The following is a 24,598-nucleotide window of genomic DNA, read 5'->3' on the forward strand; positions in this document are numbered from 1 at the left end:
CGCATAACGGCAGGTTCCCGTTTGTCCGGCCAGCCCGATCCGCGATCGCCGGAACAATCTGAGCGAATCCGAAACGTTAACGATTCAACCCTTGTAGGTTCTAGCCACCACTCCCCCTGCAAGGAGCGCACCCCTGATGAAGACACGCCTCACCCTGGTCGCCGTCGCCATCTCCACCGCCGCCCTCTCCCTGGGCGGCACCGCGAACGCGGCCCCTCTCACCCTCGACCCCGCCACCCCGGACGCGGCCACCCAGGTCGCCGACTCCGGCTCGGCCTCCTCCCTCTCCTCCTCCGGCGGCTCGAGCAATGTCCTCGGCACCGGCTCCAGCGTCAGCCAACTCCTCAGCGCCGGTATCTGCACCATCACCGGCGGCACCTGGATCCCGGTCCTGGACTACTGCCTGAAGTAGTCCCAGCGAGCTCCTGTGCCGCCGCCCCGAACGGGTCGGCGGCACAGTCGTTTCCACCGGGATTCATCCGGGCCATGCCCCCGGAATTCACGGCACAGTTCTGAAACACTTTCCTTTTAGAATTTGCCGACGTTGAACCATCAAGGAGCCGGCCGATGAAATCCCCCCTGATACACCGCGTCTCGACACTCCTGGCCGCCACCCTGGCCACCGCCGCCCTCGCCACCGGCGTCGCCACCGCGGCCCCCCTCACCCTCGACCCCCTGACACCCACCGATCCGGCTCCGATCGCCGCGGACGGAACCGGGTCGGCCTCGAGCGGGAGCGGTCAGATCACCTGCAAGATGCAGGGCGGCACCTGGGTCGAAGGCGACAGCACCCATGTCTCCTACTGTCGTGTCGGATTCCAGCCGTCCACCCACACGATCGACCTCGCCTTGCTCGCCGCGCAGCCGGTAGCCACGACTACCGGTTCGGGCTGGAGCGCTTCCTCGAGCGTGCCCTATCTCAACTCGGCCCTGTGCCAATTCCTGGGTCAGGGCCGGTACTGGCGCGCGGACCGGGGATGCACCGACGTACCCCCGTTCGTGGACTAACCGCACGGCAACGAGATTCGGGCTGCCGCAGGCAATTTCCCCGCCGCCACCAGGGGCGGCACCGCGACTCCGACGATTCCGGCCCCCAGCGGTCATGGCACATGTATGAAACATGTGCATTTAATATGCCCTGAGATCCGACGACGGAGGACACCATGAAATCTCGCCTGACACACCGAGTCTCGGCCACCCTGATCACCGGCCTGGCGGCCGCGGCCCTCGCCACCGGCGCCGCCACCGCCGCCCCGGTCACCCTGGAACCCGCGACACCCACCGCCGACACCCACGACACCACGACCAGCGGCAACAGTATCCCGGTCGCGGTCCCGATCGACGTCTCCGCCAGCAACGGCTCCGTCGCCTTCTAGACCGGGCTCCGCCGCCTTCGTTCCCCCGGTGGTTGACGAGATTCGGCCGGTCACCCACGGGTGACCGGCCGAATCTTTCAGCTGCTACGGACGATTCGCGCTCAGTAGCGGTAGTGGTCCGGCTTGTACGGGCCCTCCACGTCCACGCCGATGTACTCGGCCTGGTCCTTGGTGAGCTTGGTCAGGGTGCCGCCCAGGGCCTCGACGTGGATCTTGGCGACCTTCTCGTCGAGGTGCTTGGGGAGGCGGTAGACCTCGTTGTCGTACTCCTCCGGCTTGGTCCACAGTTCGATCTGCGCGATGACCTGGTTGGAGAAGGAGTTCGACATGACGAACGAGGGGTGGCCGGTGGCGTTGCCCAGGTTGAGCAGACGGCCCTCGGACAGCACGATGATCGCGCGGCCGGTCTCGGGGAACGTCCACAGGTCGACCTGCGGCTTGATGTTCAACCGCTCCGCGCCGGAGCGCTCCAGGGCGGCCATGTCGATCTCGTTGTCGAAGTGGCCGATATTGCCCAGGATGGCCTGGCCCTTCATCGCCTTCATGTGATCGAGGGTGATGATGTCCTTGTTGCCGGTCGAGGTGATCACGATGTCGGCGTCGGCGATGGCCTGCTCGACGGTGACCACGTCGAAGCCGTCCATCAGCGCCTGCAGCGCGTTGATCGGGTCGATCTCGGTGACCTGCACGCGCGCGCCCTGGCCGGCCATCGACTCCGCGCAGCCCTTGCCGACGTCGCCGTAACCGCAGATCAGCACCTTCTTGCCGCCGATGAGCACATCGGTGCCCCGGTTGATGCCGTCGATCAGCGAGTGGCGGGTGCCGTACTTGTTGTCGAACTTCGACTTGGTGACCGAGTCGTTGACGTTGATGGCCGGGAACACCAGCTCGCCCGCGGCGGCGAACTGGTACAGCCGCAGCACGCCGGTGGTGGTCTCCTCGGTGACGCCCTTGACCGACTCGGCGATGGCGCCCCACTTGCCGCCGTCCGCCTCGAGGCTGGCGCGCAGCAGGTTCAGGAAGACCTTGTACTCCTCGGAGTGGGTCTCGTCCTCGGGCGGCACGACGCCGGCCTTCTCGAACTGGGCGCCGCGCAGCACCAGCATGGTGGCGTCACCACCGTCGTCGAGGATCATGTTGGCGGGCTCGCCCGGCCAGGTCAGCATCTGCTCGGCGGCCCACCAGTACTCCTCCAGGGTCTCGCCCTTCCAGGCGAAGACCGGGGTGCCCTTGGGCTCGTCGACGGTGCCGTGCGGGCCGACCACGACCGCGGCGGCCGCGTGGTCCTGGGTGGAGAAGATGTTGCAGGACGCCCAGCGGACCTGCGCGCCCAGCGCGACCAGGGTCTCGATCAGCACGGCGGTCTGCACGGTCATGTGCAGGGAGCCGGAGATGCGCGCGCCCTTCAGCGGCTGCACGTCGTGGTACTCGCGACGCAGCGCCATCAGGCCCGGCATCTCGTGCTCGGCAAGGCGAATCTCCTTGCGGCCGAACTCGGCCAGTGACAGATCCGCCACCTTGTAGTCGATCCCGTTGCGAACATCAGGGGTCATCGTGCTGGACACTGAGGTCGTCATCTGCCTCTCCTGGTCGGCTGCTTCTCCCAAACCCTACGCGGCCGCCCGGAGGTCGTACGCGGCGAGGATGCGCTCCCGCTTGCGGGGTTGGATATTGGCGCGGCTGACGTCGCCCGCGTAGTGCGCGAGCAGGCGCGGATCCATGACGACACGCCACAGCGGCGGGAACAGCGCCAGCACGATCATGGTCGCGTAGCCGGCGGGCAGCTGCGGGGCCTCCTGCGAGCTGCGCAGGGTCTGGTAGCGGCGGCCGGGATTGGCGTGGTGGTCGCTGTGCCGCTGCAGGTGGAACATGAAGATATTGGTGACCAGGCGGTCGCTGTTCCAGCTGTCGCTGGGCGCGCAGCGGGCCCAGTTGCCGTTCGGGCGGCGCCGCCGCAGCAGGCCGTAATGCTCCACGTAGTTCACGGTTTCGAGCAGGCCCGCGCCGATCACGGCCTGCAGCACCAGGTACGGCAGGATGGTCGGGCTGTAGATCGCCATGAGTCCGCCGAACAGCACGACGGTCATGCTCCACGCCTGCAGGATGTGGTTGTGGACACTGAACCAGCGGTGTCCCCTGCGCGCCAGCCGCTCGCCCTCGAGCGTGATTGCCGAACGGAAGCCGCCGATCACGCTGCGGGGCAGGAACTCCCACAGGGACTCACCCATGCGGGCGCTGGCGGGGTCCTCGGGGGTCGCGACGCGGGCGTGGTGGCCCTTGTTGTGCTCGACGAAGAAGTGGCCGTACGCCGACTGCGCCAGCGCCATCTTCGACAGCCAGCGCTCCAGGCTCTCGACCCGGTGGCCGAGTTCGTGGGCGGCGTTGATGCCGATGCCGCTGACGAGTCCCAGTGTGGTTGCCAGCCCGATCTTGTCGACCACCGACAAGTCGGTTCCGGCCCACATGCAGGCGGCGATGATCAGGCCGATCACCTGGATCGGCAGGAACAGGTAGGTGCACCACCGGTAGTACCGGTCATTGCTCAGGAGCTCGTAGTCCTCGTCGCGGGGGTTGGTGCCGTCTTCCCCGACGACCCAGTCCAGGACGGGAATCGCGATCAGGATGATGATCGGACCGATCCACCAGAACACCTCGAGCTTGGTGTGCAACACCAGCTGCGAGGGCAGCAACGCACACCCGGGGGCAATGAGCCCCAGCACCCACAGGTGGCGTTTGGGATCCGGCGAACCCAACCGTTTGCCGAACATTCGCACCTTTTCTCCGCTACTCAACCTCATCGAACTTCGCAGCTACATATCTTGGAACCTAGCCGCTGTTACAGCACGTGTGCGGACCGAAAGGTGGCCACCGTTACATCATGAGCAGTCGGTTCCGGCGCAACCGACCCTGTGGTTCCCGTCACTTCCCCGTACGCGCAAACCAGCCGCGAACCGCGCTCGGCGTGCGATCCCCCCGCACTCAGCGCAACCACACGTAGCGGACCTGCGGCCGTCCGGTCCGACCGTAGTCGGTTCGCCGTTCCACCACGCCGTCTTCGGCCATACGTTCCAGGTATCGCCACGCGGTCACCCGCGAAACCCCCACCGCGCGGCCCGCTTCGCCCGCGGACAGTCCCTCGGGCGCCCCCCGCACCGCACGCGACACCTCGTCCATCGTCTGCGGCGCAATGCCTTTCGGGGACGTGGGCCGCTGCTCGGGTGTGCGCAGCACCCCGAAGGCGCGGTCGATGTCGTGCTGCGACACCGCCGTCTCGCCGGCGGGCAGGGCGGCGCGGTACTCGCGGTAGCGTTCCAGCTTCTCCCGGAAGGCCGCGAAGGTGAAGGGCTTCAACAGATACAGCACCACGCCGTGCGCGACGGCGGCCCGCACCATGGCCAGATCCCGGGCGGAGGTGACGGCGATGACGTCGGGGCGCGGGCGCAGCACCGCGAGCGCGGCCGCCACCGCGAGCCCGCTCATGTCCGGCAAACCGATGTCCATCAGCACCAGGTCGATCGGGACGCCGGAAGATTGTGACCTTTTCGCGATCGAGAGGGCCTCGCGTCCGGTGTGCGCTACCCCCACCACGTCGAAACCGTCCACCCGTTCCAGGTAAGAGCGGTGCGCCGCAGCGATTTTCGGCTCGTCCTCGACGATCAGCACCCGGACCGGCGCCTCGCGGTCGATTCTCATCGCGGAAACCTCACGATCACAGCGGATTCCGGCTCGCGCCGGGCCCGCAACTCACCGGCGTGCCGGGCCACCAGCCGCCGCACCAGCGCCAGCCCGAGCCCGTGGTGGTCGGTCTTGGTGGAGTAGCCGCGCTCGGTGGCGCGGGTGAACAGCTCCTCGGACATGCCGGGCCCGCTGTCCGCGACCCGGATGTACAGCTCGGCGTCGTCGCGGCGCACCGTCACCTCCAGCCAGGCGTCCTCGTCGTGACTCACCTCGTCGAGGGCGTTGTCGATGAGATTGCCCAGCAGCGTGACCATCTCGTGCGGGGTGAGCGGATCGGTGGTGTCGAGCTGGGTGTCGCCGGTGACGGTCAGCTCGACGCCGGATTCGGCGGCCTGCTCCACCTTGCCCAGCAGCAGCGCCACCACCGCGGGTTCGGCGACCGCCCCGGTGAGCCGGTCGATGAGGGCCTGGGACAGTTCGAGTTCCGCGGTCGCGAAGCTCACCGCCTCCCGGTGCCGCCCCAGCTCGACCATGGTGACCACGGTGTGCAGCCGGTTGGCGGCCTCGTGCGCCTGGGCGCGCAGCGATTCGGCGAAGCCGCGCACCGAATCCAGTTCGCCGAGCACGTCCCGCAACTCGGTGTGGTCGCGCAGCGTGACCACGGTGCCGATGCGGCGTCCGGCGTGCTCGACCACGTCCTGGTTCACCACGAGTACCCGCTCGGGGGTCACGTGCATCTCGTCGCGCACCACGCCGGTCCCCAAGCGCTGCAACGACACCGGCAGATCGGCACGCGTGATCGGCCCGTCGGGCAGGCCGAGGAGCAGGCGCGCCTGATCGTTGACCACCTCGGCGTCGGTGTCGGATTTGCCGAATACCAGCAGCCCCTCGTGGATGGAGTGCAGCACCGCGTCGTGGTGCTCGTACATCATCCGCAGTTCGGCCGTGCCGAGCCCGTGGGTCTGCCGTAACAGCCTGCGCCGCAGCAGTAGTGAGCTGATGGTGGCGAGCGCCAGCCCGCCGGCGGCGACCGTCAGGATGAGCGGCAGCTGGGCGCGCACCTGCTCGCCGATGTGGGTGCGGGTGACGCCCGCCGACACCAGCGCGACGATGCGGCCGTCGGCGTCGCGGACCGGGGTGACCGCGCGGATGGAGGGGCCGAGGGTGCCGGTGAACGTCTCGGTGAAGGTCTCCCCCGCCAGCGCCCGATCGATATTGCCGCTGAACGGTTTTCCGATCCGGTCGGTCTCGGTGTGGGTGTAGCGGGTGCGGTCGGGGGCCATCACCACGATGAAGTCCATGCCGGTGGCCTTGCGGATGGCCTCGGTCACCGGTTGCAGCGCGGCGGTCGGGTCCGGGCCGCGCACCCCGGCCAGCGTGGAGGGCGACTGCGCGACGGCGACCGCGGTGTCGCGCACCTCGGCGCGGGTGGCGTCGTCCTGGACCCGGCGGGTCTGCAGGAAGGTCAGCAGCGCCGCGGCGGCGATCACCGCCGCGAGCACCAGCACCTGGACGACGAACACCTGCCCGGCCAGGGTGCGGCGGGGTCTTCGGCCCTTCACGATTCCTCCGCGAACATCATGAACATAATTTACGAAACAGTGACCGGCGTCACTCGGTGGAACATGATTCTCACGTTATGAGCGACAGTGCAACACCACCGGCCCGAGACCGTACCCACTGGCTGTACCTGGCCGTCATCGTGGCCGTCATCGCCGGCATCGTGGTCGGCAAGCTGGCCCCGGGCTTCGGCAAGAGCGTCGGTGAGCTGGGCACCATCTTCGTGAACCTGATCAAGATGATGATCACGCCGGTCATCTTCTGCACCATCGTGCTGGGCATCGGCTCGGTGCGGGCGGCCGCCAAGGTCGGCCGGGTGGGCGGTCTGGCCATCGGCTACTTCCTGATCATGTCCACGGTGGCGCTGGGCATCGGCCTGCTGGTCGGCAATCTGCTGCATCCGGGATCGGGCCTGAACGTGGCCGCGCACGCGAAGGAGGTCACCAAGTACGCCACCGACGCCAAGGCGGCGGGCGGCACCTGGCAGTTCTTCGAGGACATCGTGCCGACGACGCTGCTGTCGTCGCTGACCTCGGGGAAGGTGTTGCAGGCGCTGTTCGTGGCGCTGCTGGCGGGATTCGCCATCCAGGCCATGGGCGCGGCGGGTGAACCGATCCTGCGCGGGGTGGCCTCGATCCAGAAGCTGGTCTTCCGGATTCTGACCATGATCCTGTGGCTGGCCCCGATCGGCGCGTTCGGCGCGATGGCGAACGTGGTGGCGCGCACCGGATTGGACGCGGTGAAGCAGCTCGCGCTGCTGATGGTGGCTTTCTACCTGACCTGCGTCGTGTTCATCTTCGGCGTGCTCGGCCTACTGCTGCGGCTGGTGGCGGGAACCTCGATCTTCAAGCTGGTCCGCTACCTGGCGCGCGAGTATCTGCTGATCTTCGCGACCTCGTCCTCGGAGTCGGCGCTGCCGCGGCTGATCGCCAAGATGGAGCACGTCGGGGTGGATCGCACCACGGTGGGTGTGGTTGTGCCGACCGGGTACTCGTTCAACCTGGACGGCACCGCCATCTACCTGACCATGGCGACGCTGTTCGTGGCCGACGCCATGGGCAAGCCGCTGGCCTGGCACGAGCAGCTCGGGCTGCTGCTGTTCATGATCGTGGCGTCCAAGGGCGCGGCGGGTGTCACCGGCGCGGGCCTGGCCACGCTGGCGGGCGGGCTGCAGAGCCATCGCCCGGAGCTGCTGGACGGGGTCGGCCTGATCGTGGGCATCGACCGGTTCATGTCGGAAGCCCGTGCGCTGACCAACTTCTCGGGCAATGCGGTCGCCACCCTGCTGGTCGGCACCTGGACCGACACCATCGACCCGGCACGCGTCCGCGCGGTGCTGGACCGTGAGATCCCGTTCGACGAGCGGGCCATGGTCGACGACGACCATGGCCCGCACGACAAAGACCTGGTTCCGGCCTGACCCCAACCCCTGGGCCGAAACCGGACCGCCGGCGCGTTCCCCCTGCTGCGCGCCGTCGGCACCCGCACCCTGGTCCTAGGCGCGCACCGCGCCCAGGGCCAGGGTCGCGGCGATCGCGTTGGCGAGCTCCGCGCCCTTCTTCACGAAGTGGCGAGCGAAGTACTCGAGATGTTCGGCGTGCTCGTGGAAGTGGTGCGGGGTGAGCACCGCGGAGAACACCGGCACATCGGTGTCGAGCTGCACCCGCATGAGCGCGTCGACCACGGTCGGCGCGACGAAGTCGTGGCGGTAGATGCCGCCGTCCACCACCAGCGCGACCCCGGCGACCGCGGCGTAGGCGCCACTGGTGGCCAACCGCTTGGCCTGCAACGGAATCTCGAACGCACCGGGCACCTCGATCACGTCGATCTCGGTGTACCCGCGCTCGAGCAGCTCGGCTCGGCAGGATTCGACGGCCTTGTCGACGATGTCGCTGTGCCAGCGGGCGGCGACGAGAGCGATGCGATTCGGCATGGGTGACATGGGGATTCCTCCTGTTCGCTGTCACCCAGGGCATAGACGCGAACAGGGCCCGACCGCGCGGGCGATCGTGCCGGTGCCGCGTTCTCTTCCATCCGGACTCTGACCGTCGGCTCCGGGATCACACCGGAATCTGCTGGACCCACACCCGGGGGTGTGGCGCTCGCGGGCTCGTGCGTCCCGGATCGGTCCGGATCGCCATTTCCGCCGGTGGGGAATTCCGCCCCGCCCTGAGAACGTGTACGACCGGACAGTAACACGGGGGTTCCGCCGTCCGGAACCCCCGTGTCCCGGTCAGCGCAACAGCACGTCCGCGTCGGCGGGGAGGGCGTCGACCGGCCACCAGCGCAGGTCGGTGGATTCCGAACTGCGTACCGGGACAGCGCCTTCCGGGGCCTTGATCTTGAACAGCAGGTCCAGGTGCCGGGTGGGGACGCCGAGGGAACAGGTGATGGGGTGGGCCTGCGCGCCGTAGAGGCCGGGCTCGAGGGTCAGGCCCTCGATGCCGGATTCCTCGGTCGCCTCGCGGAAGGCGGCCGCGGCGACCGAATCGTCGGATTCCTCGCAGTGGCCGCCGAGCTGGATCCACCGGCCGACGCGGGGGTGCAGGGTGAGCAGCACCTCCCGCTCGTCGTGGGAGAGCACGATGGCCGAAGCGGTGATGTGCCCGGCCGCGTGCTCGCGCAGGCAACCGCGCGGCGCGGAGCCGAGGAAGGCCAGCATGGCCTCGCGCAGCGACTGCTCGGGACCCGTTGCCGGGAACCAGGTCTCGAGCAGTTCGGTGGCGGACTTGTGCAGCGACTCCGCGCTCACAGCTCGACCAGCCCGATGCCCGGCTCGCCCACGTCACGCGGCGCGAGCTCGTCGAGGGGGTAGCCGACCGCGATGGCGCCGAGCGGGCTCCAATCCTCGGCCAGACCCAGCACCTCCCGGGTGACGTCGGGCGCGAAGATGGTGGAACCGATCCAGCAGCTGCCCACCCCGCGCACGGCCAGCGACACCAGCAGACCCTGCACGGCCGCGCCGACCGCGACGGTGAACATGGTCTTCTCCGCGGCCCGGCGAGTCTCGTCGGGATAGTCGTGCGCGCCGTCGGGCACACAGAACGGGATGATCACCTCGGGGGCGTCGAACAGGATGCGGCCCCGCGCGACTCGCTTCTCCACACTCTCCGGGGAGCGGCCGTCACCGGTCAGGTCGGTCCGCCACTTCTCGGCCATGGCCTCGAGCAGCTGGTCGCGCAGACCGCGCTTGCGCACCCACACGAACCGCACCGGTCGGGTGTGGTGCGGGGCGGGCGCGGTGAGACCGGCGGCGACGGCGGCCCGGATGATCTCGGGTTCGACCGGGGTGTCGGCGAACTGCCGTACCGAGCGGCGCAGCAGCAGCGCCTGTTTGCGGCCCAGGTCCACCGATTCCTCGGTGCCGAGCCAGAACAGGTCCTCCTCGCCGCGGCGCAGCAGGTCCCCGGCGGTGGAGCCGTCGTCGGCGTAGTCGAGCCCGCGCACCACCGCGACCGGGACGCCGCCGAGCTTGCCCTTCACCAGGTCCGCGGCGGCGGCCAGTTCGTCGGCGACCGCGACCAGGGTGACGTGCAGTTCGTTGCCCTGCCCGTCGACCGCGCCGTTGTAGTCGTGCAGCACCCGCAGCCCGGCCGCGCCGATGGCGGCGTCGATCTGGCCGTTGCGCCAGGCCCGGCCCATGGTGTCGGTGATGACCACGGCCACCTGCACGCCGAGCCGTTCGGCCAGGCCCGCGCGCAGGGCCTTCGCGCTGGCGTCGGGATCCTCGGGCAGCAGCACGAGTTCGTCCTGCTCCACATTGGAGCCGTCGATGCCGGCGGCGGCCTGCACGATGCCCAGTTTGTTCTCGGTGATGAGGGTGCGGTTCTTGCGGGCGAGCACCCGCACCGACTCCTCGAGCACCAGTCGGCGGCGAGCGGCGTCGCGCTCCTCGGGGTCGGTGGGCACGGAGACCACGCGGCCCTCGGCCTTGGCGACGATCTTGCTGGTGACCACCAGCACGTCGCCGTCCTGCAGCCAAGGCGCCTGTGCCGCAATGGCTTCGGCGACGTCGTCGCCCGGCCGGAATTCGGGCAGGCCCGGAATCGGCAGGATGCGCAGTTCGCCGCCGGACGCGTGGTCGCCCGGGGCCTGGATGGAATCCGTTGTCACGGTGTGACTCCCGCGAGGTCGAGGGCTTCGCGAACCATCTCGGCGGTGGTCGCCGGGTCGGTCATGAGCAGGGGGACGCTGCGGACTTCGACGCCCGGGATGTCGGCGGTGTCGCCGGTGTGGACGAGCCAGCCGTCGAGGATGCCGGTGCCCGAGCGGGCGCCGTAGTGGGCGCCGACCGCCTCCGCGGAGGTTTCCACGCCGATCACCGACAGGCATTCATCGGCCATGCCGCGCAAGGCTTTTCCACCGATCACCGGGGACAGGCCGATCACCTTCGCGCCCGACGTGCGGATAGCGCCCCGAATGCCGGGGACCGAGAGGATGGCTCCGACGCTCACGACGGGGTTCGACGGAGCGAGCAGAATCACATCGGCGGATTCTATGATTTCCGTCACACCGGGTGCCGGTTTCGCAGCTTCTGCCCCAATAGTCACAAATCCATGGGTCTCTACGTTCGCCCGGTACCGGACCCACCACTCCTGGAAATGGATCGCGCGGCGTTCGCCAGGGTTCTCCGGGTCCGCGATGACGACATGGGTTTCGCAGCGGTCGTCGGTTGCCGGGAGCAGCTTCACCCCGGGCTGCCACCGATTGCAGAGCGCCTCGGTCACCGCGGAGAGCGGGTAGCCCTGACGCAGCATTTCCGAGCGGATGAGATGGGTGGCGATATCGCGGTCGCCGAGGCCGAACCAATCGGGCTGGGCGTGGTATTTCGCCAGCTCCTCCTTGGCGCTCCAGGTCTCGTTCGCGTGTCCCCAGCCGCGTTCCGGATCGATGCCGCCACCCAGGGTGTACATGCAGGTGTCCAGGTCAGGGCAGATGCGCAGCCCGTGCATCCAGACGTCGTCGCCGACATTGACGATGGCCGTGGTGTCGGCTCCCGGCAGCAGCTCGCGCACGCCCATCAGGAACCGGGCGCCGCCGACTCCGCCGACCAGGACCGCGATCCGCAGGCCGGTGCCGGGCGCGGTGTCCGCTTGTTCTCGAGTCACATCCGCACAGCCTATGCGGTGACGGGCCGAAAGCGGCTCGCAGCTCATTTGCTGTGAATTTGCTGTCTGATCTGCGGGAACGTCGCCAGAAGGGGTAGCAGATGGTAACGGAATCGCTTCGGCAGCTTGACCATCGCCGCTCCCGGCGTGTCTAATCACAGGCATGTCATTCCGGGTCCGCGTGAGAGTGCAAGGCGCGGACGGGTTTTCGAACAGCTGTTCGCACCGGAGTGGCGCAAGCTCGGGGATGGCCGCGGGACTACGCCGCGGTGTTGGGCCGTCGGTGGGATCGGCTCCGACGGATTAATCATTCTGCGCTAACACACAGTGAGGAGGCGGAGCGATGGCCGATGAGCTGGCCCCGTCGGGCATTCCGGGCGGTGTATCGCAAACCGATTCCACGACTGGCGCAGCACCTGACTTCTGCGCCGACGATCGGAACGGATACGAGGGGGGTGAACCGATGACGACGCGGCCGGGGGGCGGACAGTGGGCACGAGCTGCCTACCAGCCCGAACCACCGCGGCTGAGCCTGATCGTCACCGGTGCCGAGGATATGTACGACACTTTCGCGCGCGGCGGTCGCATGATGACCGAAGCCGAACAATGGCAGGAACGGGCGCTGTGCGCCCAGACCGACCCGGAGGCGTTCTTCCCCGAGAAGGGCGGCTCCACCCGCGAGGCCAAGCGCATCTGCCTGGGCTGCGAGGTCCGCGACGAGTGCCTGGAATACGCCCTCGCCAACGACGAGCGCTTCGGCATCTGGGGCGGCCTCTCCGAGCGTGAGCGCCGCCGCCTCAAGCGCGGCATCATCTGAGCAGAAATGCTGTAGCCGAAGGGAATTCCGGGCCCGGGCGGGCCCGGTCCCTACTCCGGCTCGGGATCGATGATGTCCGGTTCCACCCCGAGATAGGTCGCGATCTGCTGCACGAGAACCTCGCGCAGCAGGTCGACCAGGTCGTCCGGGTCACCGGCCCGCAACTCCAAAGGCTTGCGGAACAACACGACTCGCGCGCGGGTGGCCATGCCGTAGCGGTCCACCCCCGCGGGGATCAGACGCGACAGCGGCACCGGTCCGTCGGCCACCACCTCGTCGGGCCAGGTGACCGAATCCGGGTGCAGCGGACGGATTTTCGGCACATCGTCCACCGCGATGTCGAGCTTGGTCAACTGCTCGTGCCACCGGCTCTCCAGAGGCGCGAACGCCTCCAGCACCAGCCGGTCGAACTCCTGGCCGCGGGTGCGCCGGGCCGGAACCGTCGGAGGCAGCATCGGCCCGCGCACACCCCGCCCGCGGCGGATGACCGACCGCGCGGTAGGCGGCCGCCGTTTACGTGAACGGGTCATACCTTGAATCTAACCCTTGCCCCGACCGGGTGCGCGCACCCGCCTCGCGGGCTCGCGACGGTGTCCGAGACACGCCCGGCGGGACCCTTCCGGGCCACGATCGCACAGGTACCGCAGGCCCTTGTGGCACGAGTGAGACGCGGTTCATTGAGCGTGTCTGTGTCCACGGGGCCGTGAGGGGGGTTACCCTGCTTGGCGTGATCCCCATGCGTCGTTGCTGCCGTCCAGGCTGCAAGAACCCGGCCGTCGCGACGCTGACCTATGTGTACTCCGACTCGATGGCGGTCGTGGGTCCCCTGGTCACGGTCGCGGAACCACATTCCTGGGACTTGTGTGAAACACATGCCTCCCGGATCACCGCGCCGAAGGGATGGGAGTTGGTCCGGCACGAGGGCGGGTTTTCCAGCTCCACCCCCGACGACGACGATCTGACCGCCCTGGCCGAAGCCGTCCGCGAAGCCGGATTGCGCCGCCGCACAACGGATCCCGACCCGCGCGCCTACGCCGACTACGCCCCGGCCCCGCAGCGCACCACCCGCACGGGCCGCACCGGCCGCCGCGGGCATCTACGCGTCCTACCCGACCCGCCCAGCTGATCGAGCGCGCGCCGTCGAGCCATACCCGACGAGTCGCCCTCGGTTCACCGAATCACTTGACCCGACAAGTAGGGGCAGGCGAAGTCTGCTTCGGCCAGGGTCTGCTACTAGGGTGTTCCCCATGACAGTCGCCCGGTCCGCCGAGTCCGTTCAAGCAGTCATCAAGGCATACGACGTTCGCGGCGTGGTCGGCGAGCAGATCGACGCGGACTTCGTCCGCGATGTCGCGGGCTCCTTCGCCCGGCTGATGCGCACCGAGGGCGCCCGGCGCATTGTGATCGGTCACGACATGCGTGACTCCTCCCCCGAACTGGCCGCCGCCTTCGCCGCGGGCGTGCTCGCCCAGGGCCTGGACGTGGTGCACATCGGCCTCGCCTCCACCGACCAGCTGTACTTCGCCTCCGGCCACCTGGACTGCCCTGGCGCCATGTTCACCGCCAGCCACAACCCGGCCAAGTACAACGGCATCAAGCTGTGCCGCGCCAAGGCGCTGCCGGTCGGTCAGGACACCGGCCTGGCCACCATCACCGAGGAAGTCATCGCCGGCGTCCCGGCCTTCGACGGCCCGCGCGGCACCGAGTCCCACGAGGACCTGCTCACCGCCTACGCCGACTTCCTGCACAAGCTGGTGGACCTGAGCGGTTCGCGCCCGCTGCGCATCGCGGTGGACGCCGGCAACGGCATGGGCGGCTACACCGTGCCCGCCGTGCTGGGCACGCTGCCGCAGTTCACCATCGAGCCGCTGTTCTTCGAACTGGACGGCTCCTTCCCCAATCACGAAGCCAATCCGCTGGATCCGAAGAACCTGGTCGACCTGCAGGACTACGTCCGCAAGACCGGCGCGGACCTGGGCCTGGCCTTCGACGGCGACGCCGACCGCTGCTTCGTGGTGGACGAGAAGGGCGACCCGGTCTCCCCGTCCGCGGTCACCGGCCTGGTCGCCGAGCGCGAGCTCACCAAGGAGCCGGGCGCGACGGTCATCCACAACCTGATCACCTCGAAGGCCGTGCCGGAGCTGGTGACCGAGCTGGGCGGCACCCCGGTGCGCACCCGCGTGGGCCACTCCTTCATCAAGCAGCAGATGGCGGCCACCGGCGCGATCTTCGGCGGCGAACACTCCGCGCACTACTACTTCCGCGACTTCTGGGGCGCCGACTCCGGCATGCTGGCCGCGCTGCACGTGCTGGCGGCGCTGGGCGAGAAGGACCGCACGATGTCGGAATTGGCTTCGGCCTACGCGACATACGCGGCCTCCGGCGAGATCAACTCGACGGTCGCCGACGCGCAGGAGCGGACCACCGCGGTGGTCGAGGCCTTCAGCGGCCGCGCCACCTCGGTCGATCGGCTGGACGGGGTCACCGTGCAGCTGGCCGACGGCGCCTGGTTCAACCTGCGCGCCTCCAATACCGAACCGCTGCTGCGACTCAACGTCGAGGCGCGATCGCAGGACGATGTAGACGCACTCGTAACCGAGATCCTGAGCATCGTGCGCGCCTGACTGGAATAGTGGAATCACAGAGCTTGGATTCACCAGCGTCTGGTGACCCGATGAGGGGAGGTGGCAACGCCCGATGATCGCTGGGACACCGGTAATCGACCTCGATGACGTCGCCTCGCTGGAGGCGGCGGACGCCGGGGGTGTGCTGCGCTCCGCCGCATCGGGGGGAGCGCAGGTAAGGGCAACCGCCGCCGCGCTTTCCGAGGATGCGCTCGCCCGGCTGACCGATCTGCGCCCGCGCAGTCTGGTCCTGGTCTCCGGGAGCGGACGCGCCGCCCGCGCGGCCGCATTGCTGATCGCGGCCCTGGGTGACCACACCAGCCTGCCGCTGGTGTCGGCGACCTCGATCCCGCCGTGGGTCGGGCCGCTGGACGTGGTGCTGGTGGCCGGTGACGACGCGGGCGACCCGCGCCTGGCCGAGGCGGTGGACCGAGCGCTCCGACGGGGCGCCGAGGTGGTCGTCGCCACACCGGACGAGGGCCCCATCCGGGCCGCCGCCGCCGGACGCGCCACCATTCTCGCGCCGCGGGTGCGGGTGCTCGACCACAATCTGATGCTGCGCTATCTGGCCGCGGGCCTGGCCGTGCTGAGCACCATCGACCGGCATCGGGTCGGACCGCTGGTGCCCGAATTGAACGCTCTCGCAGACCTGCTCGACGAGGAGGCGCTGCGCGACGGCCCGCAGCACGAGGCCTTCCACAATCCCGCCAAGACCCTGGCCACCCGCATGATGCAGCGCAAGCGCGTCGTGCTGGCCGGTGATTCCGCCGCGGCCGCCGAGCTCGCCGGACACGGGTCGGAGGTGCTGCTGGCCGCGGCCGGGCAGATCACCGCGGCCGTCTCGCTCTCGGAAGCCATTGCCGCGCACGGCCGCCTGGTGCAGGCCGCGGGCGTGGCCGCGCCCGGCTTCGATCCGCTGTTCCACGACGAGGAGCTCGACGGGCCCGCGCCGGTGGAGCAGGTGCGGATCTTCGTGGTGAGCGCCGGCCCGGACGAGGTCGCCGTACGCCGCCGGCTGGCCGTGTTCGGCTCGGATGCCGGACTCGTCGACACCGACCTGATTACCGTGGACACGGAGGCGGCCGCCGCCCCGCCCGCCGACGCGCCCGGGCAGCCGGTGCCCGCCGCCGCGAGCGGCGAGGTCGAAAAGCTTGCGGTACTCGCGCTTCGGCTGGAGATGGCGGCCGCCTATCTCCGACTACTCGGTTCCCGCCCGGCCACCGGACCGGGTCGCTACGACGGGGGCAATTACTAGTGCACGAACTCGTTGGTGCGCTGCGTTCCTACGCTTGGGGTTCGCGCACCGCGCTCGCACAGCTGTGCGGACGACCGGTACCCTCCGCGCATCCGGAAGCCGAACTCTGGTTCGGGGCGCATCCCGCCGATCCGGCCCGCGTCCAGATCAACGGTCACAGCGAATCCCTGCTGGAGCTGGTCAGCGCCGACCCGCAACACGAACTCGGGCCGGTGGCAGGCGAATTCGGCGGACGGCTGCCGTTCCTGCTGAAGATCCTGGCCGCCGAGGAGCCGCTCTCGCTGCAGGCGCATCCCAGCGTCGAACAGGCCAAGGCCGGGTTCGCGCGCGAGAACCACGCCGGGGTGTCCCTCGACTCGGCCATGCGCAACTACCGCGACGAGAACCACAAGCCGGAACTGGTGGTGGCGCTGGGCCGCTTCGAGGCGCTGGCCGGGTTCCGCGATCCGCGCCAGACCGTGCGACTGCTCGCCGCCCTCGACGTCCCGGAACTGAGCCAGTACGCCGATCTGCTTGCCGCCCAGCCCGACTCCGCGGGCCTGCGCACGCTGTTCACCACCTGGATCGCGCTGCCGCAGGCCAGCCTGAGCACGCTGCTGCCCAAGGTGCTCGACGGCTGTGTGCGCTACCTGTCCGAGGCGGGCAGCGGCGGCAAGGAATTCGTGTCCGAGGTGCGCACCGCGCTCGAGCTGGCCGAGGCCTACCCCGGTGATGCCGGGGTACTGGCGGCGCTGCTGCTCAACCGCATCACCCTGGAGCCCGGCGAGGGCCTGTTCCTCGACGCCGGGAACCTGCACGCGTACCTGCGCGGGGTGGGCGTGGAGATCATGGCCAACTCCGACAATGTGCTGCGCGGCGGGCTCACCCCCAAGCACGTGGACGTCCCCGAGCTGCTGCGGGTGCTCGACTTCGAGCCGCTCGACCTGCCGGTGGTGCGTGCGGAGCAGGTGTCGGACAGCGTCTTCCGCTATCACACGCCCGCGCCGGAGTTCGCGCTCAGCCGCTTCGAGCTGGACCCGGACGCCGAGCCGGTGACGGTGGTGGGTTCCGGTCCGGTGATCGCGCTGGTCACCCATGGCCGGGTGCGGTTGTTCCAGGGCAATCACGACCTGATCGTGGAGCGCGGCCGGGCGGCGTGGATCTCGGCGGCGGACGGCGGAATCCGGGCTCAGGCGGTGGACGGTCCCGCGCAGCTGTTCTGCGCCGCGGTCGGCGAGGAGTGACGAGCGGACGGTAGGCTCCTCCCGGTCACACACGTTTTCTAGGCAAAACGGACATCGGAAGGGGCGGTTCATTGTCTGCGGGCGGCGGTAAGAAGGCCATCCTGGCGGCGCTGAGCGCGAATGCCGGCATCGCTGCGGCCAAATTCGTCGGCGCGGCCATCACCGGCTCCGCGTCCATGCTCGCCGAGGCCGTGCACTCGGTGGCCGACACCTCCAACCAGGGCCTGCTGCTGCTCGGTCAGCGCCGCGCCGCGCAGGAGGCCGACGAGCTGCACCCGTTCGGCTACGGCCGCAACCGCTACTTCTACTCGTTCGTGGTCGCGCTGGTCATCTTCGCGCTCGGCTCGGTGTACGCCATCTACGAGGGCATCCACAAGATCGAGCACCCCGAGGAACTGTCCAACCCGATCGTCGCGATCGTCATCCTCGGCCTGGCCATCGGGCTCGAGGGCTTCAGCTTCATCACCGCCATGCGGGAATCCAAGCCGCTCAAGGGCAATGCCAGCTGGTGGCGGTTCATCCGCAACTCGCGCAACCCGGAACTGCCGGTGGTGCTGCTGGAGGACTCGGGCGCGCTCATCGGTCTGGTCCTCGCCTTCGCCGCGATCAGCCTGACCATGATCACCGGCGACCCGGTCTGGGACGGCGTCGGCACCCTGTCGATCGGCATCCTGCTCGGCATCATCGCCGTCATCCTGATCGTCGAGATGCAGAGCCTGCTCATCGGCGAGGGCGCGACCCCCGAGGAGGACGCGGCCATCCGCGCCGCCCTGGTCGACGACCGCTGCATCGACAAGGTCATCCACCTGCGCACCCAGTACCTGGGCCCGGAGGAGATGCTGGTGGCCGCCAAGGTCGCCATCGTGCCCGGCCTGGAGATCGCCGAGATCGCCGCGGCCATCGACGAGGCCGAGGCGCGAGTCCGCGCCGAGGTCCCGGCCGCCCGGGTCATCTACCTGGAGCCGGATCTCTATCGCGCCCAGCCGGTCCAGCAGTAGTCAGCGATCGGCGAGGCGGACCACGAACCGCAGTCCCGACCAGGTCCCGTCGATGGCGGCGACCTTGTTGTCGACCAGGCCCTGACCCAAACCGTAAGCGCGAGCGGCGTTCTCACCGAGATCGGTGGGGACGCCGCTCGACTTCTTGGGCCAGGCCAGCCACAGGCCGCCGTCGATCGCGAGCCGCTCCCGCCAGCCGGGAAACCGGCGGGTCAGGGCGGCGCGGTCGGGGCAGAAGCCGAGGATCACGTCATAGGGCCCGATCCCGGCGCGGCGGTGCACCAGCACCCCGCCGGGCAACTCCCCCAGCTCGAATCCCGCGGGCGCCCCGGCCAGCAGCACCCGGCTCCCGGGCCTGATGCCGAGCTTGCGCGGGAGCGGCGTGCCCGAGTAACCGGCCATGGCCGCAGCGTAGCAATCAGTTGCGCCAGTGGCCGGTAAGCAGTTCGAGCGGATCGGTCGGGACGCCGAACTCCTTGCGCAGGGCGTGGCGGGCGGCGTGGTAGCCGTTCATGCCGTGCACGCCCGGCCCCGGCGGGGTGGCCGAGGAGCACAGGTAGACGCCGGGCAGCGGGGTGGCGTACGGATTCCAGCGCGGGGCGGGCCGGAAGACGGTCTGGCGCAGGGTCATCGCGCCCGCGGAGATGTCGCCGCCGATGTAGTTCGGATTGTGCGCGGGCATGGTGACCGCGGTGCGGACATTGGTCGCGAGGATCAGGTCGCGGAAGCCCGGGGCGAAGCGTTCGACCTGGGCGGTGATGGTCTCGGTGAGGTCCTCGGCCGAGCCGTTGGGCACGTGCGCGTAGGTGTAGAGCGTGTGCTTGCCCGCGGGCGCGCGGGTGTCGTCGACGACGCCGGGCTGGATGGCCAGCACATAGGGCCGCTCGGCGTGCCGCCCTGCGGCGACGGCCTTTTCGGCGGCCACGGCCTCGGCGCGGGTGCCGACCAGGTGCAGGGTTCCGGCCCGATCACAGCCCCGCGCCTGCCACGGCACCGGACCCGAGAGCGCGAAATCCACCTTGCAGGCCGCGCCGCCGTAGCGGAACCTGTTGAGCGCGAAGTCGTATCGCGCGGGCAGGGTCGCGATGCGCTGCAACTCGGCGGGCGCGACATCCAGCAATACCGCTCGGACCTCGTCGAATTCGTCGAGGGAGTCGACGCGGTGGCCGGTGACGATGCGCCCGCCGTGCGTGCGCAGATCCTCGGCGAGGGCGTCGATGATGGCCTGGCTGCCGCCGCGCGGCACCGGCCAGCCGCGCGCATGGGCGAGCGTGCCCAGCAGCATGGCCACACCGGCGCCCGGGAATCCGCGCGGCGGGCGGATGGCGTGCGCGGACACACCGGTGAGCAGCGCGGGCGCCACATCCTCGCGAAAACGCATGTTCCACAACGGCGTCGCCTGTTCGACCATCCGGCGCAGGACGCGCAGTTCGATCCCGGGGTCCAGGCGCAGCATGCCGGTCGGGTCGATCGGCGGATGCCGCAGATCCGACATGAGCAGGGCGACCAGGTCCTCCCACTTGCGTACCAGCGGACCGAACAGCCGCCGCCACGCTCCCCCGTCGCGGCCCAGGCCGTCGGCGGTGTGGTCGAGGTCGAGCCAGGCCAGCCCGGCGCGGCCGCCGTCCAGCGGATGCGCGTAGGACACCTGCGGGGTGAGCAGTTCGACCCCGTGCGCCTTCAGATCGAAGGCCCGGAAGAACGGGGACGCCACCGCCATCGGATGCGCGCCCGCGCACAGGTCGTGGTGGAAGCCCGGCAGCGTGACCTCGCCGGTGCGGCACCCGCCCCCGATGCCGTCGGAGGCCTCGTACACCTCGACGTCGATCCCGGCGCGGGCCAGGATCACCGCCGCCGCGAGCCCGTTGGGACCGGATCCGACCACCACCGCGTCAGCCATGCTTTCAGCGTATGCCCGGGTGGGAGGTGCGTGGGTGATCAGTGGGGTCGGTCACCGCGAACCCATTGGGCGACCAGGATTTCCAGGCGCTGCTGTCGAAAGTCGGGCCGCAGTCGGCCACCCCGATCCAGCGTGGCCAGGCCGTGCATGGTGCTCCAGGCGACCTCGGTGAAGGTCTCGGGGTCGTGCGGCGGTGCGAAGGGCGCGAAGGTGAGCAGCAGTTCGACGAACGCGTCCTTGAGGGCCTGCGGCGCGTCCGGGCCGAATTTCAGGTCGGTGCGCAGCAGGAAGATGGCGTCGTAGAGGGCGGCGCTGTCCCGGGCGAAGTCGAGGTAGCCCTGGACCACCGCGCACAGGGCCTGTTCGGGGGTCTCCGCGGACTCGCGGAGTTCGCGGACCACGCCGGCGAATTCGGCCATCCCCGCCTCGGCGACCGCGGAGACGATGGCGTCCTTCCCCGCGAAGTGGCTGTACAGCACGGGCTGGCTGTATTCGATGCGATCCGCGAGCTTGCGCACCGTGACCGCGTCCCAGCCCTCGGTCTCGGCGATCTCCCGCGCGGTGTCGATGATGCGCTGCCGCCGTTCGATGCGTTCGCGTTCCTTGCGGGTCTGGATGGCGCTCATGCCCAAACTCTAGCATCGCTAGACAATCTACCAATGCATATGCTGTGACCCGCGACACGGCACGATGAATTCCGGTGGGGCGCACCGTCCCCACCCATGACACCCCAGCGCACAGGAGACTGACATGGCGACCACCAAGCCCCACGGCCCGGCTTCGTACTTCCCGTCCATCGAGGCCAAATACGGCCGCTCCGTGGACGACTGGTTCACCCTGCTCACCGAGACCGGCATCACCGGGCAGAAGGACCTGGTGAACTGGCTCGAGACCGAGCACGAGATGGGCCACGGGCACGCCACCGCGCTGGCGCAGTTCCACCTCAACCCCGGCAAGTGGGAGCGCTGACCGCGCCCGCGGAAACTCCGCCACACACCCGAAATCGGCCGCCCCATCCATGGAGGCGGCCGATTTCGTTGTGACGGATCAGACGTCGGTGGAGAAGCGGATGCCGCCGTCCGGGATGTCGACCCCGGGCCAGATGCGCGCGCCGCGCAGCAGTTCACAGCGCGCGCCGACATTCGCGCCGTCACCGATGACGGCATCGCGGACCAGGGCGCGCGGACCGATCCGGGCGCCGAAGCCGATGATCGAACGTTCCACGGTGGCGCCGGCTTCCACCCGCGCCCCGTCGAACAGGATCGCGCCGTCCAGGCGAGCGCCCGCGCCGACCTCGGCCCCGCGGCCGACGACGGTGCCGCCGATCAGCAGCGCGCCGGGCGCGACGCCCGCACCGGGGTGGACCAGGGATTCGCCGCGCTGCCCCGGCAGCGCCGGGGACGGGGCGATGCCGCGGACCAGGTCGGCCGAGCCGCGCACGAAGTCCTCGGGGGTGCCCATGTCACGCCAGTAGGAGACGTCGACGTGGCCCTGGATGTGCGCGCCCTCGGCGAGCAGGGACGGGAAGGTCTCGCGTTCGACCGAGACCGGACGGCCCGCGGGGATCTTCTCGATGTACTCGCGGCGGAAGACGTAGCAGCCGGCGTTGATCTGGTCGGTCGGCGGATCCTGGGTCTTCTCCAGGAACGCGGTGACGCGGCCGTTCTCGTCGGTGGGGACGCAGCCGAAGGCGCGGGGGTCACTGACCCGCACCAGGTGCAGGGTGACGTCGGCACCGGAGGTGTGGTGGGTCTCGAGCACCCCGCCCAGGTCGGTGCCGCCGAGCACGTCGCCGTTGAACACCAGCACGGTGTCGGCGCGCAGCTTGGGCAGCACGTTGCGGATGCCGCCGCCGGTGCCGAGCGCCTCGTCCTCGGTCACGTATTCGAGTTCGAGGCCGAGTTCGGAGCCGTCGCCGAAGTGCTCTTCGAACACCTCCGCCTTGTAGGAGGTACCGAGCACCACATGGGTGATGCCGGCGTCGGCGATGCGCGCGAGCAGATGCTGCAGGAACGGCAGTCCGGCCGTGGGCAGCATCGGCTTGGGGGCGGACAAGGTCAGCGGACGCAGGCGGGTGCCCTGGCCTCCGACCAGGATCACCGCGTCCGTGGACCCGGCGGTGTTACCGCTGTTCGCCATCTTCTCCCCTGTGTCAGGTGGTCAGTGATACGCGACCGCAGATCCTAACCGCCCCAAATGTTAAACAGAGCCGTTTCGATCTCGTTCGCGCAGTGCGGATCGAACCGCAAGTTTGCAGCGCACCGCAAGTCCAGCTTTCAGTGCCACCCGAAGTGGGGCCTGCCACCAGTGCGGATGCCGGTCGGCCTGGAAACGGTACGCGCTGGCGTGATGCGCAGGCAGCATGGTCTCCGGATGACGACCCGCGGCATGCCCCTTGGCGTGCGTGACCTCGGCGGACGGCACGAAGACATTGTGCCAGCCCGCCCGGCCCATCCGGTCGCCGAAGTCGACATCCTCCATGTACATGAAGTACCGGGAGTCGAAACCGTCGATGGAATCGAAGGCCGCGCGGCGCACCAGCAGGCAGGAACCCGACAGCCAGCCCACCGAACGCTCCGAGATGGCCTCGTTGTCCTGGCGGTAGCGCAGCGTCCACGGGTTCTTGGGCCAGATGCTGCCCAGGATGGCGTGGCCGGCGCCGTCGGCGATGCCCGGCACCGAACGCGCGGACGGGTAGGTGCTGCCGTCCGGCTCGAGCACCTTCGGGCCCAGCGCACCCGCGCGCGGCCAGCGGCGGGCCGCGGCCAGCAGTTCGTCGATGGCGTCGGTACCCCAGCGCACGTCCGGGTTGGCGATGACGATGAACTCGATGTCCGGATCGATCTCGGCCACCGCGCGGTTGATCGCGCCGCCGTAGCCGATATTGCCGCCGGTGCGCAGCAGGCGCACGTGGGCATTGGCCTCGGCGGCCAGTTCCGGGGAACCGTCGACCGAGCCGTTGTCGGCCAGGATGACCTGCGGCTTCTCACCGGTCGCGATGGCCAGGGTGCTGATGAAGTGTTCCAGGTGCTCGCCGGGCGAGTAGGTCACCGTGACGACTGCCAGCTGCGGTTTTTTCGCCGCGGCGGGGGGCTGTCCGACAGAATCCGAGGGGCTCACGGGGGCCCAGGATAGTCGGAGACGGCGGCCAATGCGTCGTTCAGTGCCAGCTTCCAGTCCCGCAACGGCGACAGGCCGCCCGCTTCCCACGAATTGCCCGAAAGGACCGAATACGCCGGGCGCGGAGCGGGTCTCGGGAAATCCTCGGTGCCACAGGGCCGTACGCGTTCGGGGTCCGCGCCGAGGCCCGCGAAGACCGCGCGCGCCAGATCGAACCAACTGGCTTGTCCGGCATTGGTGGCGTGCAGGATTCGGGGTCCCCCGGGATCGGCGCCCGTCCCCAGCGTCCCCGCGAGTTCCAGCAGACCGGCCGCGAGATCGAGGGCGTAGGTCGGTGAGCCGATCTGATCGTTCACCACCGTGATGGTGTCTCGCTCGCTTTCCAGCCGCCGCATGGTCGCCACGAAATCACCGGTGTCGCCGGTGTAGACCCAGGCGGTCCGCACGATGCGGGCATCCGGCGAATACTCCAGAACCGCTTGCTCGCCAGCGAGTTTCGTCCGCCCGTACACCGTGGCCGGTCCGGTCGGATCGTCCGGTTCGTACGGGTGGGAGGCGGTGCCCGGAAACACGTAATCGGTGGAGACGTGAATGAGCCGGGCGCCGCGTTCGGCGCACACCCGGGCCAGCACGCCCGGCCCGGTGGCATTCACCGCGAAGGCGGCCTCGGGCTCGGACTCGGCCTGGTCGACGGCGGTGTAGGCCGCGCAGTTGATCAGTACGTCACCGGGTTTCACCAGTTCACGCACGGCGTCGGCGGCGGTGATGTCGAGATCGGCGCGGGCCAGGCCGCGCGCCCCGGGGGCGAGGGTGGTCAGGGCCCGGCCGAGCTGGCCGCGCGCTCCGGTCACCAGCAGCCGGGCGTTCTCGTGGCGCGGCTGCCCGGTGGTCGGGCTCACGTCGTCGGCAATCACGGCTGTCAGTGTGGCACGCCATGTC

General features: G+C 69.4%; 26 protein-coding genes and 1 riboswitch. Of the genes, 11 read left to right on the forward strand and 15 right to left on the reverse strand.

Annotated features, from left to right (window positions below):
- Positions 1 to 136: 136 nt before the first annotated feature.
- The 3 genes from ABZ382_RS11745 (at position 137) to ABZ382_RS11755 (ending at position 1,376) form a co-directional block, all read left to right on the forward strand.
- On the forward strand, positions 137 to 412 hold the full coding sequence (locus ABZ382_RS11745; protein ID WP_357087081.1) for a hypothetical protein: 276 nt from the start codon (positions 137 to 139) through the stop codon (positions 410 to 412).
- Between the two features lie 155 nt (positions 413 to 567).
- A complete protein-coding gene (locus ABZ382_RS11750; RefSeq protein WP_357087084.1) occupies positions 568 to 1,008 on the forward strand; it encodes a hypothetical protein in 441 nt (146 codons plus the stop codon).
- A gap of 155 nt (positions 1,009 to 1,163) precedes the next feature.
- Entirely contained in the window at positions 1,164 to 1,376 is a 213-nt protein-coding gene (locus ABZ382_RS11755; RefSeq protein ID WP_357087086.1) for a hypothetical protein, read from the forward strand.
- A 101-nt stretch (positions 1,377 to 1,477) separates the two neighbouring features.
- Here ABZ382_RS11755 and ahcY read toward each other — a convergent pair whose 3' ends face one another.
- The 4 genes from ahcY to ABZ382_RS11775 all read right to left on the reverse strand — a co-directional run bounded on the left by ahcY (position 1,478) and on the right by ABZ382_RS11775 (position 6,616).
- The gene (gene ahcY, locus ABZ382_RS11760) at positions 1,478 to 2,953 is read right to left on the reverse strand and encodes an adenosylhomocysteinase (protein WP_357087088.1); all 1,476 of its coding nucleotides are present in this window, start codon (positions 2,951 to 2,953) and stop codon (positions 1,478 to 1,480) included.
- Positions 2,954 to 2,986: 33 nt separating this feature from the next.
- Positions 2,987 to 4,144 carry an alkane 1-monooxygenase gene (locus ABZ382_RS11765; protein WP_357087090.1) on the reverse strand — a complete coding sequence of 386 codons (1,158 nt, stop codon included), beginning with the start codon at positions 4,142 to 4,144 and terminating at the stop codon, positions 2,987 to 2,989.
- A gap of 211 nt (positions 4,145 to 4,355) precedes the next feature.
- On the reverse strand, positions 4,356 to 5,069 hold the full coding sequence (locus ABZ382_RS11770) for a response regulator (protein WP_357087092.1): 714 nt from the start codon (positions 5,067 to 5,069) through the stop codon (positions 4,356 to 4,358).
- Positions 5,066 to 6,616 (reverse strand): ATP-binding protein, encoded by a 1,551-nt coding sequence (locus ABZ382_RS11775; RefSeq protein ID WP_357087095.1) that lies wholly within the window; start codon positions 6,614 to 6,616, stop codon positions 5,066 to 5,068. Before ABZ382_RS11775 ends, ABZ382_RS11770 begins: the two co-directional genes overlap by 4 nt.
- Positions 6,617 to 6,693: 77 nt before the next feature.
- Here ABZ382_RS11775 and ABZ382_RS11780 point away from each other — a divergent pair, with 77 nt between their 5' ends.
- A complete protein-coding gene (locus ABZ382_RS11780) occupies positions 6,694 to 8,034 on the forward strand; it encodes a cation:dicarboxylase symporter family transporter (protein ID WP_357087097.1) in 1,341 nt (446 codons plus the stop codon).
- Between the two features lie 75 nt (positions 8,035 to 8,109).
- Here ABZ382_RS11780 and ABZ382_RS11785 read toward each other — a convergent pair whose 3' ends face one another.
- The 4 genes from ABZ382_RS11785 to cofD all read right to left on the reverse strand — a co-directional run bounded on the left by ABZ382_RS11785 (position 8,110) and on the right by cofD (position 11,683).
- Complete coding sequence (locus tag ABZ382_RS11785) at positions 8,110 to 8,556, reverse strand: 6,7-dimethyl-8-ribityllumazine synthase (protein WP_357087100.1); 447 nt, start codon at positions 8,554 to 8,556, stop codon at positions 8,110 to 8,112.
- A gap of 76 nt (positions 8,557 to 8,632) precedes the next feature.
- Positions 8,633 to 8,795, reverse strand: a riboswitch (FMN riboswitch).
- Between the two features lie 52 nt (positions 8,796 to 8,847).
- Positions 8,848 to 9,366, reverse strand: a complete 519-nt coding sequence (locus tag ABZ382_RS11790; protein ID WP_357087103.1) for an NUDIX domain-containing protein — start codon at positions 9,364 to 9,366, stop codon at positions 8,848 to 8,850.
- Complete coding sequence (locus ABZ382_RS11795) at positions 9,363 to 10,727, reverse strand: coenzyme F420-0:L-glutamate ligase (protein WP_357087105.1); 1,365 nt, start codon at positions 10,725 to 10,727, stop codon at positions 9,363 to 9,365. Before ABZ382_RS11795 ends, ABZ382_RS11790 begins: the two co-directional genes overlap by 4 nt.
- Positions 10,724 to 11,683, reverse strand: coding sequence for a 2-phospho-L-lactate transferase (gene cofD, locus ABZ382_RS11800; RefSeq protein WP_357087360.1), 960 nt, complete (start codon positions 11,681 to 11,683; stop codon positions 10,724 to 10,726). Before cofD ends, ABZ382_RS11795 begins: the two co-directional genes overlap by 4 nt.
- 595 nt (positions 11,684 to 12,278) lie before the next feature.
- Between cofD and ABZ382_RS11805 the strand changes: the two genes are divergently transcribed.
- Complete coding sequence (locus ABZ382_RS11805; RefSeq protein WP_213560898.1) at positions 12,279 to 12,539, forward strand: WhiB family transcriptional regulator; 261 nt, start codon at positions 12,279 to 12,281, stop codon at positions 12,537 to 12,539.
- A 50-nt stretch (positions 12,540 to 12,589) separates the two neighbouring features.
- Here ABZ382_RS11805 and ABZ382_RS11810 read toward each other — a convergent pair whose 3' ends face one another.
- Positions 12,590 to 13,069: a metallopeptidase family protein gene (locus ABZ382_RS11810; RefSeq protein ID WP_357087107.1), complete on the reverse strand. Its 480-nt coding sequence runs from the start codon at positions 13,067 to 13,069 to the stop codon at positions 12,590 to 12,592.
- Positions 13,070 to 13,266: 197 nt separating this feature from the next.
- Here ABZ382_RS11810 and ABZ382_RS11815 point away from each other — a divergent pair, with 197 nt between their 5' ends.
- The 5 genes from ABZ382_RS11815 (at position 13,267) to ABZ382_RS11835 (ending at position 18,639) form a co-directional block, all read left to right on the forward strand.
- Positions 13,267 to 13,665 (forward strand): DUF3499 domain-containing protein, encoded by a 399-nt coding sequence (locus ABZ382_RS11815; RefSeq protein ID WP_357087109.1) that lies wholly within the window; start codon positions 13,267 to 13,269, stop codon positions 13,663 to 13,665.
- Between the two features lie 121 nt (positions 13,666 to 13,786).
- Positions 13,787 to 15,163 carry a phosphomannomutase/phosphoglucomutase gene (locus ABZ382_RS11820; protein WP_357087112.1) on the forward strand — a complete coding sequence of 459 codons (1,377 nt, stop codon included), beginning with the start codon at positions 13,787 to 13,789 and terminating at the stop codon, positions 15,161 to 15,163.
- 73 nt (positions 15,164 to 15,236) lie between these two features.
- Complete coding sequence (locus ABZ382_RS11825; RefSeq protein ID WP_357087115.1) at positions 15,237 to 16,418, forward strand: tobH protein; 1,182 nt, start codon at positions 15,237 to 15,239, stop codon at positions 16,416 to 16,418.
- Positions 16,418 to 17,641 carry a mannose-6-phosphate isomerase, class I gene (manA, locus tag ABZ382_RS11830; RefSeq protein ID WP_357087118.1) on the forward strand — a complete coding sequence of 408 codons (1,224 nt, stop codon included), beginning with the start codon at positions 16,418 to 16,420 and terminating at the stop codon, positions 17,639 to 17,641. The genes ABZ382_RS11825 and manA overlap by 1 nt, the downstream gene beginning before the upstream one ends.
- A gap of 71 nt (positions 17,642 to 17,712) precedes the next feature.
- The gene (locus ABZ382_RS11835) at positions 17,713 to 18,639 is read left to right on the forward strand and encodes a cation diffusion facilitator family transporter (protein WP_357087120.1); all 927 of its coding nucleotides are present in this window, start codon (positions 17,713 to 17,715) and stop codon (positions 18,637 to 18,639) included.
- Here ABZ382_RS11835 and ABZ382_RS11840 read toward each other — a convergent pair whose 3' ends face one another.
- The 3 genes from ABZ382_RS11840 to ABZ382_RS11850 are packed head-to-tail and all read right to left on the reverse strand — an operon-like array spanning position 18,640 to position 21,165.
- Positions 18,640 to 19,041 (reverse strand): hypothetical protein, encoded by a 402-nt coding sequence (locus ABZ382_RS11840; protein ID WP_357087123.1) that lies wholly within the window; start codon positions 19,039 to 19,041, stop codon positions 18,640 to 18,642.
- A gap of 16 nt (positions 19,042 to 19,057) precedes the next feature.
- On the reverse strand, positions 19,058 to 20,539 hold the full coding sequence (locus ABZ382_RS11845) for an NAD(P)/FAD-dependent oxidoreductase (RefSeq protein ID WP_357087126.1): 1,482 nt from the start codon (positions 20,537 to 20,539) through the stop codon (positions 19,058 to 19,060).
- A 38-nt stretch (positions 20,540 to 20,577) separates the two neighbouring features.
- A complete protein-coding gene (locus ABZ382_RS11850) occupies positions 20,578 to 21,165 on the reverse strand; it encodes a TetR/AcrR family transcriptional regulator (protein WP_357087129.1) in 588 nt (195 codons plus the stop codon).
- A 124-nt stretch (positions 21,166 to 21,289) separates the two neighbouring features.
- Between ABZ382_RS11850 and ABZ382_RS11855 the strand changes: the two genes are divergently transcribed.
- Positions 21,290 to 21,508: a DUF4287 domain-containing protein gene (locus ABZ382_RS11855; RefSeq protein WP_357087131.1), complete on the forward strand. Its 219-nt coding sequence runs from the start codon at positions 21,290 to 21,292 to the stop codon at positions 21,506 to 21,508.
- Positions 21,509 to 21,586: 78 nt separating this feature from the next.
- Here ABZ382_RS11855 and ABZ382_RS11860 read toward each other — a convergent pair whose 3' ends face one another.
- The 3 genes from ABZ382_RS11860 to rfbD are packed head-to-tail and all read right to left on the reverse strand — an operon-like array spanning position 21,587 to position 24,570.
- Positions 21,587 to 22,678, reverse strand: a complete 1,092-nt coding sequence (locus ABZ382_RS11860; RefSeq protein ID WP_357087133.1) for an NDP-sugar synthase — start codon at positions 22,676 to 22,678, stop codon at positions 21,587 to 21,589.
- A 60-nt stretch (positions 22,679 to 22,738) separates the two neighbouring features.
- Positions 22,739 to 23,659, reverse strand: coding sequence for a glycosyltransferase family 2 protein (locus ABZ382_RS11865; protein ID WP_357087136.1), 921 nt, complete (start codon positions 23,657 to 23,659; stop codon positions 22,739 to 22,741).
- Entirely contained in the window at positions 23,656 to 24,570 is a 915-nt protein-coding gene (gene rfbD / locus ABZ382_RS11870) for a dTDP-4-dehydrorhamnose reductase (protein ID WP_357087362.1), read from the reverse strand. The genes ABZ382_RS11865 and rfbD overlap by 4 nt, the downstream gene beginning before the upstream one ends.
- Positions 24,571 to 24,598 lie beyond the last annotated feature (28 nt).

The organism is Nocardia sp. NPDC005825 (genome assembly GCF_040630175.1).
GTDB lineage: Bacteria > Actinomycetota > Actinomycetes > Mycobacteriales > Mycobacteriaceae > Nocardia.

Coding starts and splice junctions, on each gene's coding strand:
- ABZ382_RS11745 (WP_357087081.1), top strand. CDS start 137: ATGAAGACACGCCTCACCCTGGTCGCCGTCGCCATCTCCACCGCCGCC.
- ABZ382_RS11750 (WP_357087084.1), top strand. CDS start 568: ATGAAATCCCCCCTGATACACCGCGTCTCGACACTCCTGGCCGCCACC.
- ABZ382_RS11755 (WP_357087086.1), top strand. CDS start 1,164: ATGAAATCTCGCCTGACACACCGAGTCTCGGCCACCCTGATCACCGGC.
- ahcY (WP_357087088.1), bottom strand. CDS start 2,953: ATGACGACCTCAGTGTCCAGCACGATGACCCCTGATGTTCGCAACGGG.
- ABZ382_RS11765 (WP_357087090.1), bottom strand. CDS start 4,144: ATGTTCGGCAAACGGTTGGGTTCGCCGGATCCCAAACGCCACCTGTGG.
- ABZ382_RS11770 (WP_357087092.1), bottom strand. CDS start 5,069: ATGAGAATCGACCGCGAGGCGCCGGTCCGGGTGCTGATCGTCGAGGAC.
- ABZ382_RS11780 (WP_357087097.1), top strand. CDS start 6,694: ATGAGCGACAGTGCAACACCACCGGCCCGAGACCGTACCCACTGGCTG.
- ABZ382_RS11785 (WP_357087100.1), bottom strand. CDS start 8,556: ATGTCACCCATGCCGAATCGCATCGCTCTCGTCGCCGCCCGCTGGCAC.
- ABZ382_RS11805 (WP_213560898.1), top strand. CDS start 12,279: ATGTACGACACTTTCGCGCGCGGCGGTCGCATGATGACCGAAGCCGAA.
- ABZ382_RS11810 (WP_357087107.1), bottom strand. CDS start 13,069: ATGACCCGTTCACGTAAACGGCGGCCGCCTACCGCGCGGTCGGTCATC.
- ABZ382_RS11820 (WP_357087112.1), top strand. CDS start 13,787: ATGACAGTCGCCCGGTCCGCCGAGTCCGTTCAAGCAGTCATCAAGGCA.
- ABZ382_RS11825 (WP_357087115.1), top strand. CDS start 15,237: ATGATCGCTGGGACACCGGTAATCGACCTCGATGACGTCGCCTCGCTG.
- ABZ382_RS11840 (WP_357087123.1), bottom strand. CDS start 19,041: ATGGCCGGTTACTCGGGCACGCCGCTCCCGCGCAAGCTCGGCATCAGG.
- ABZ382_RS11845 (WP_357087126.1), bottom strand. CDS start 20,539: ATGGCTGACGCGGTGGTGGTCGGATCCGGTCCCAACGGGCTCGCGGCG.
- ABZ382_RS11850 (WP_357087129.1), bottom strand. CDS start 21,165: ATGAGCGCCATCCAGACCCGCAAGGAACGCGAACGCATCGAACGGCGG.
- ABZ382_RS11855 (WP_357087131.1), top strand. CDS start 21,290: ATGGCGACCACCAAGCCCCACGGCCCGGCTTCGTACTTCCCGTCCATC.
- ABZ382_RS11860 (WP_357087133.1), bottom strand. CDS start 22,678: ATGGCGAACAGCGGTAACACCGCCGGGTCCACGGACGCGGTGATCCTG.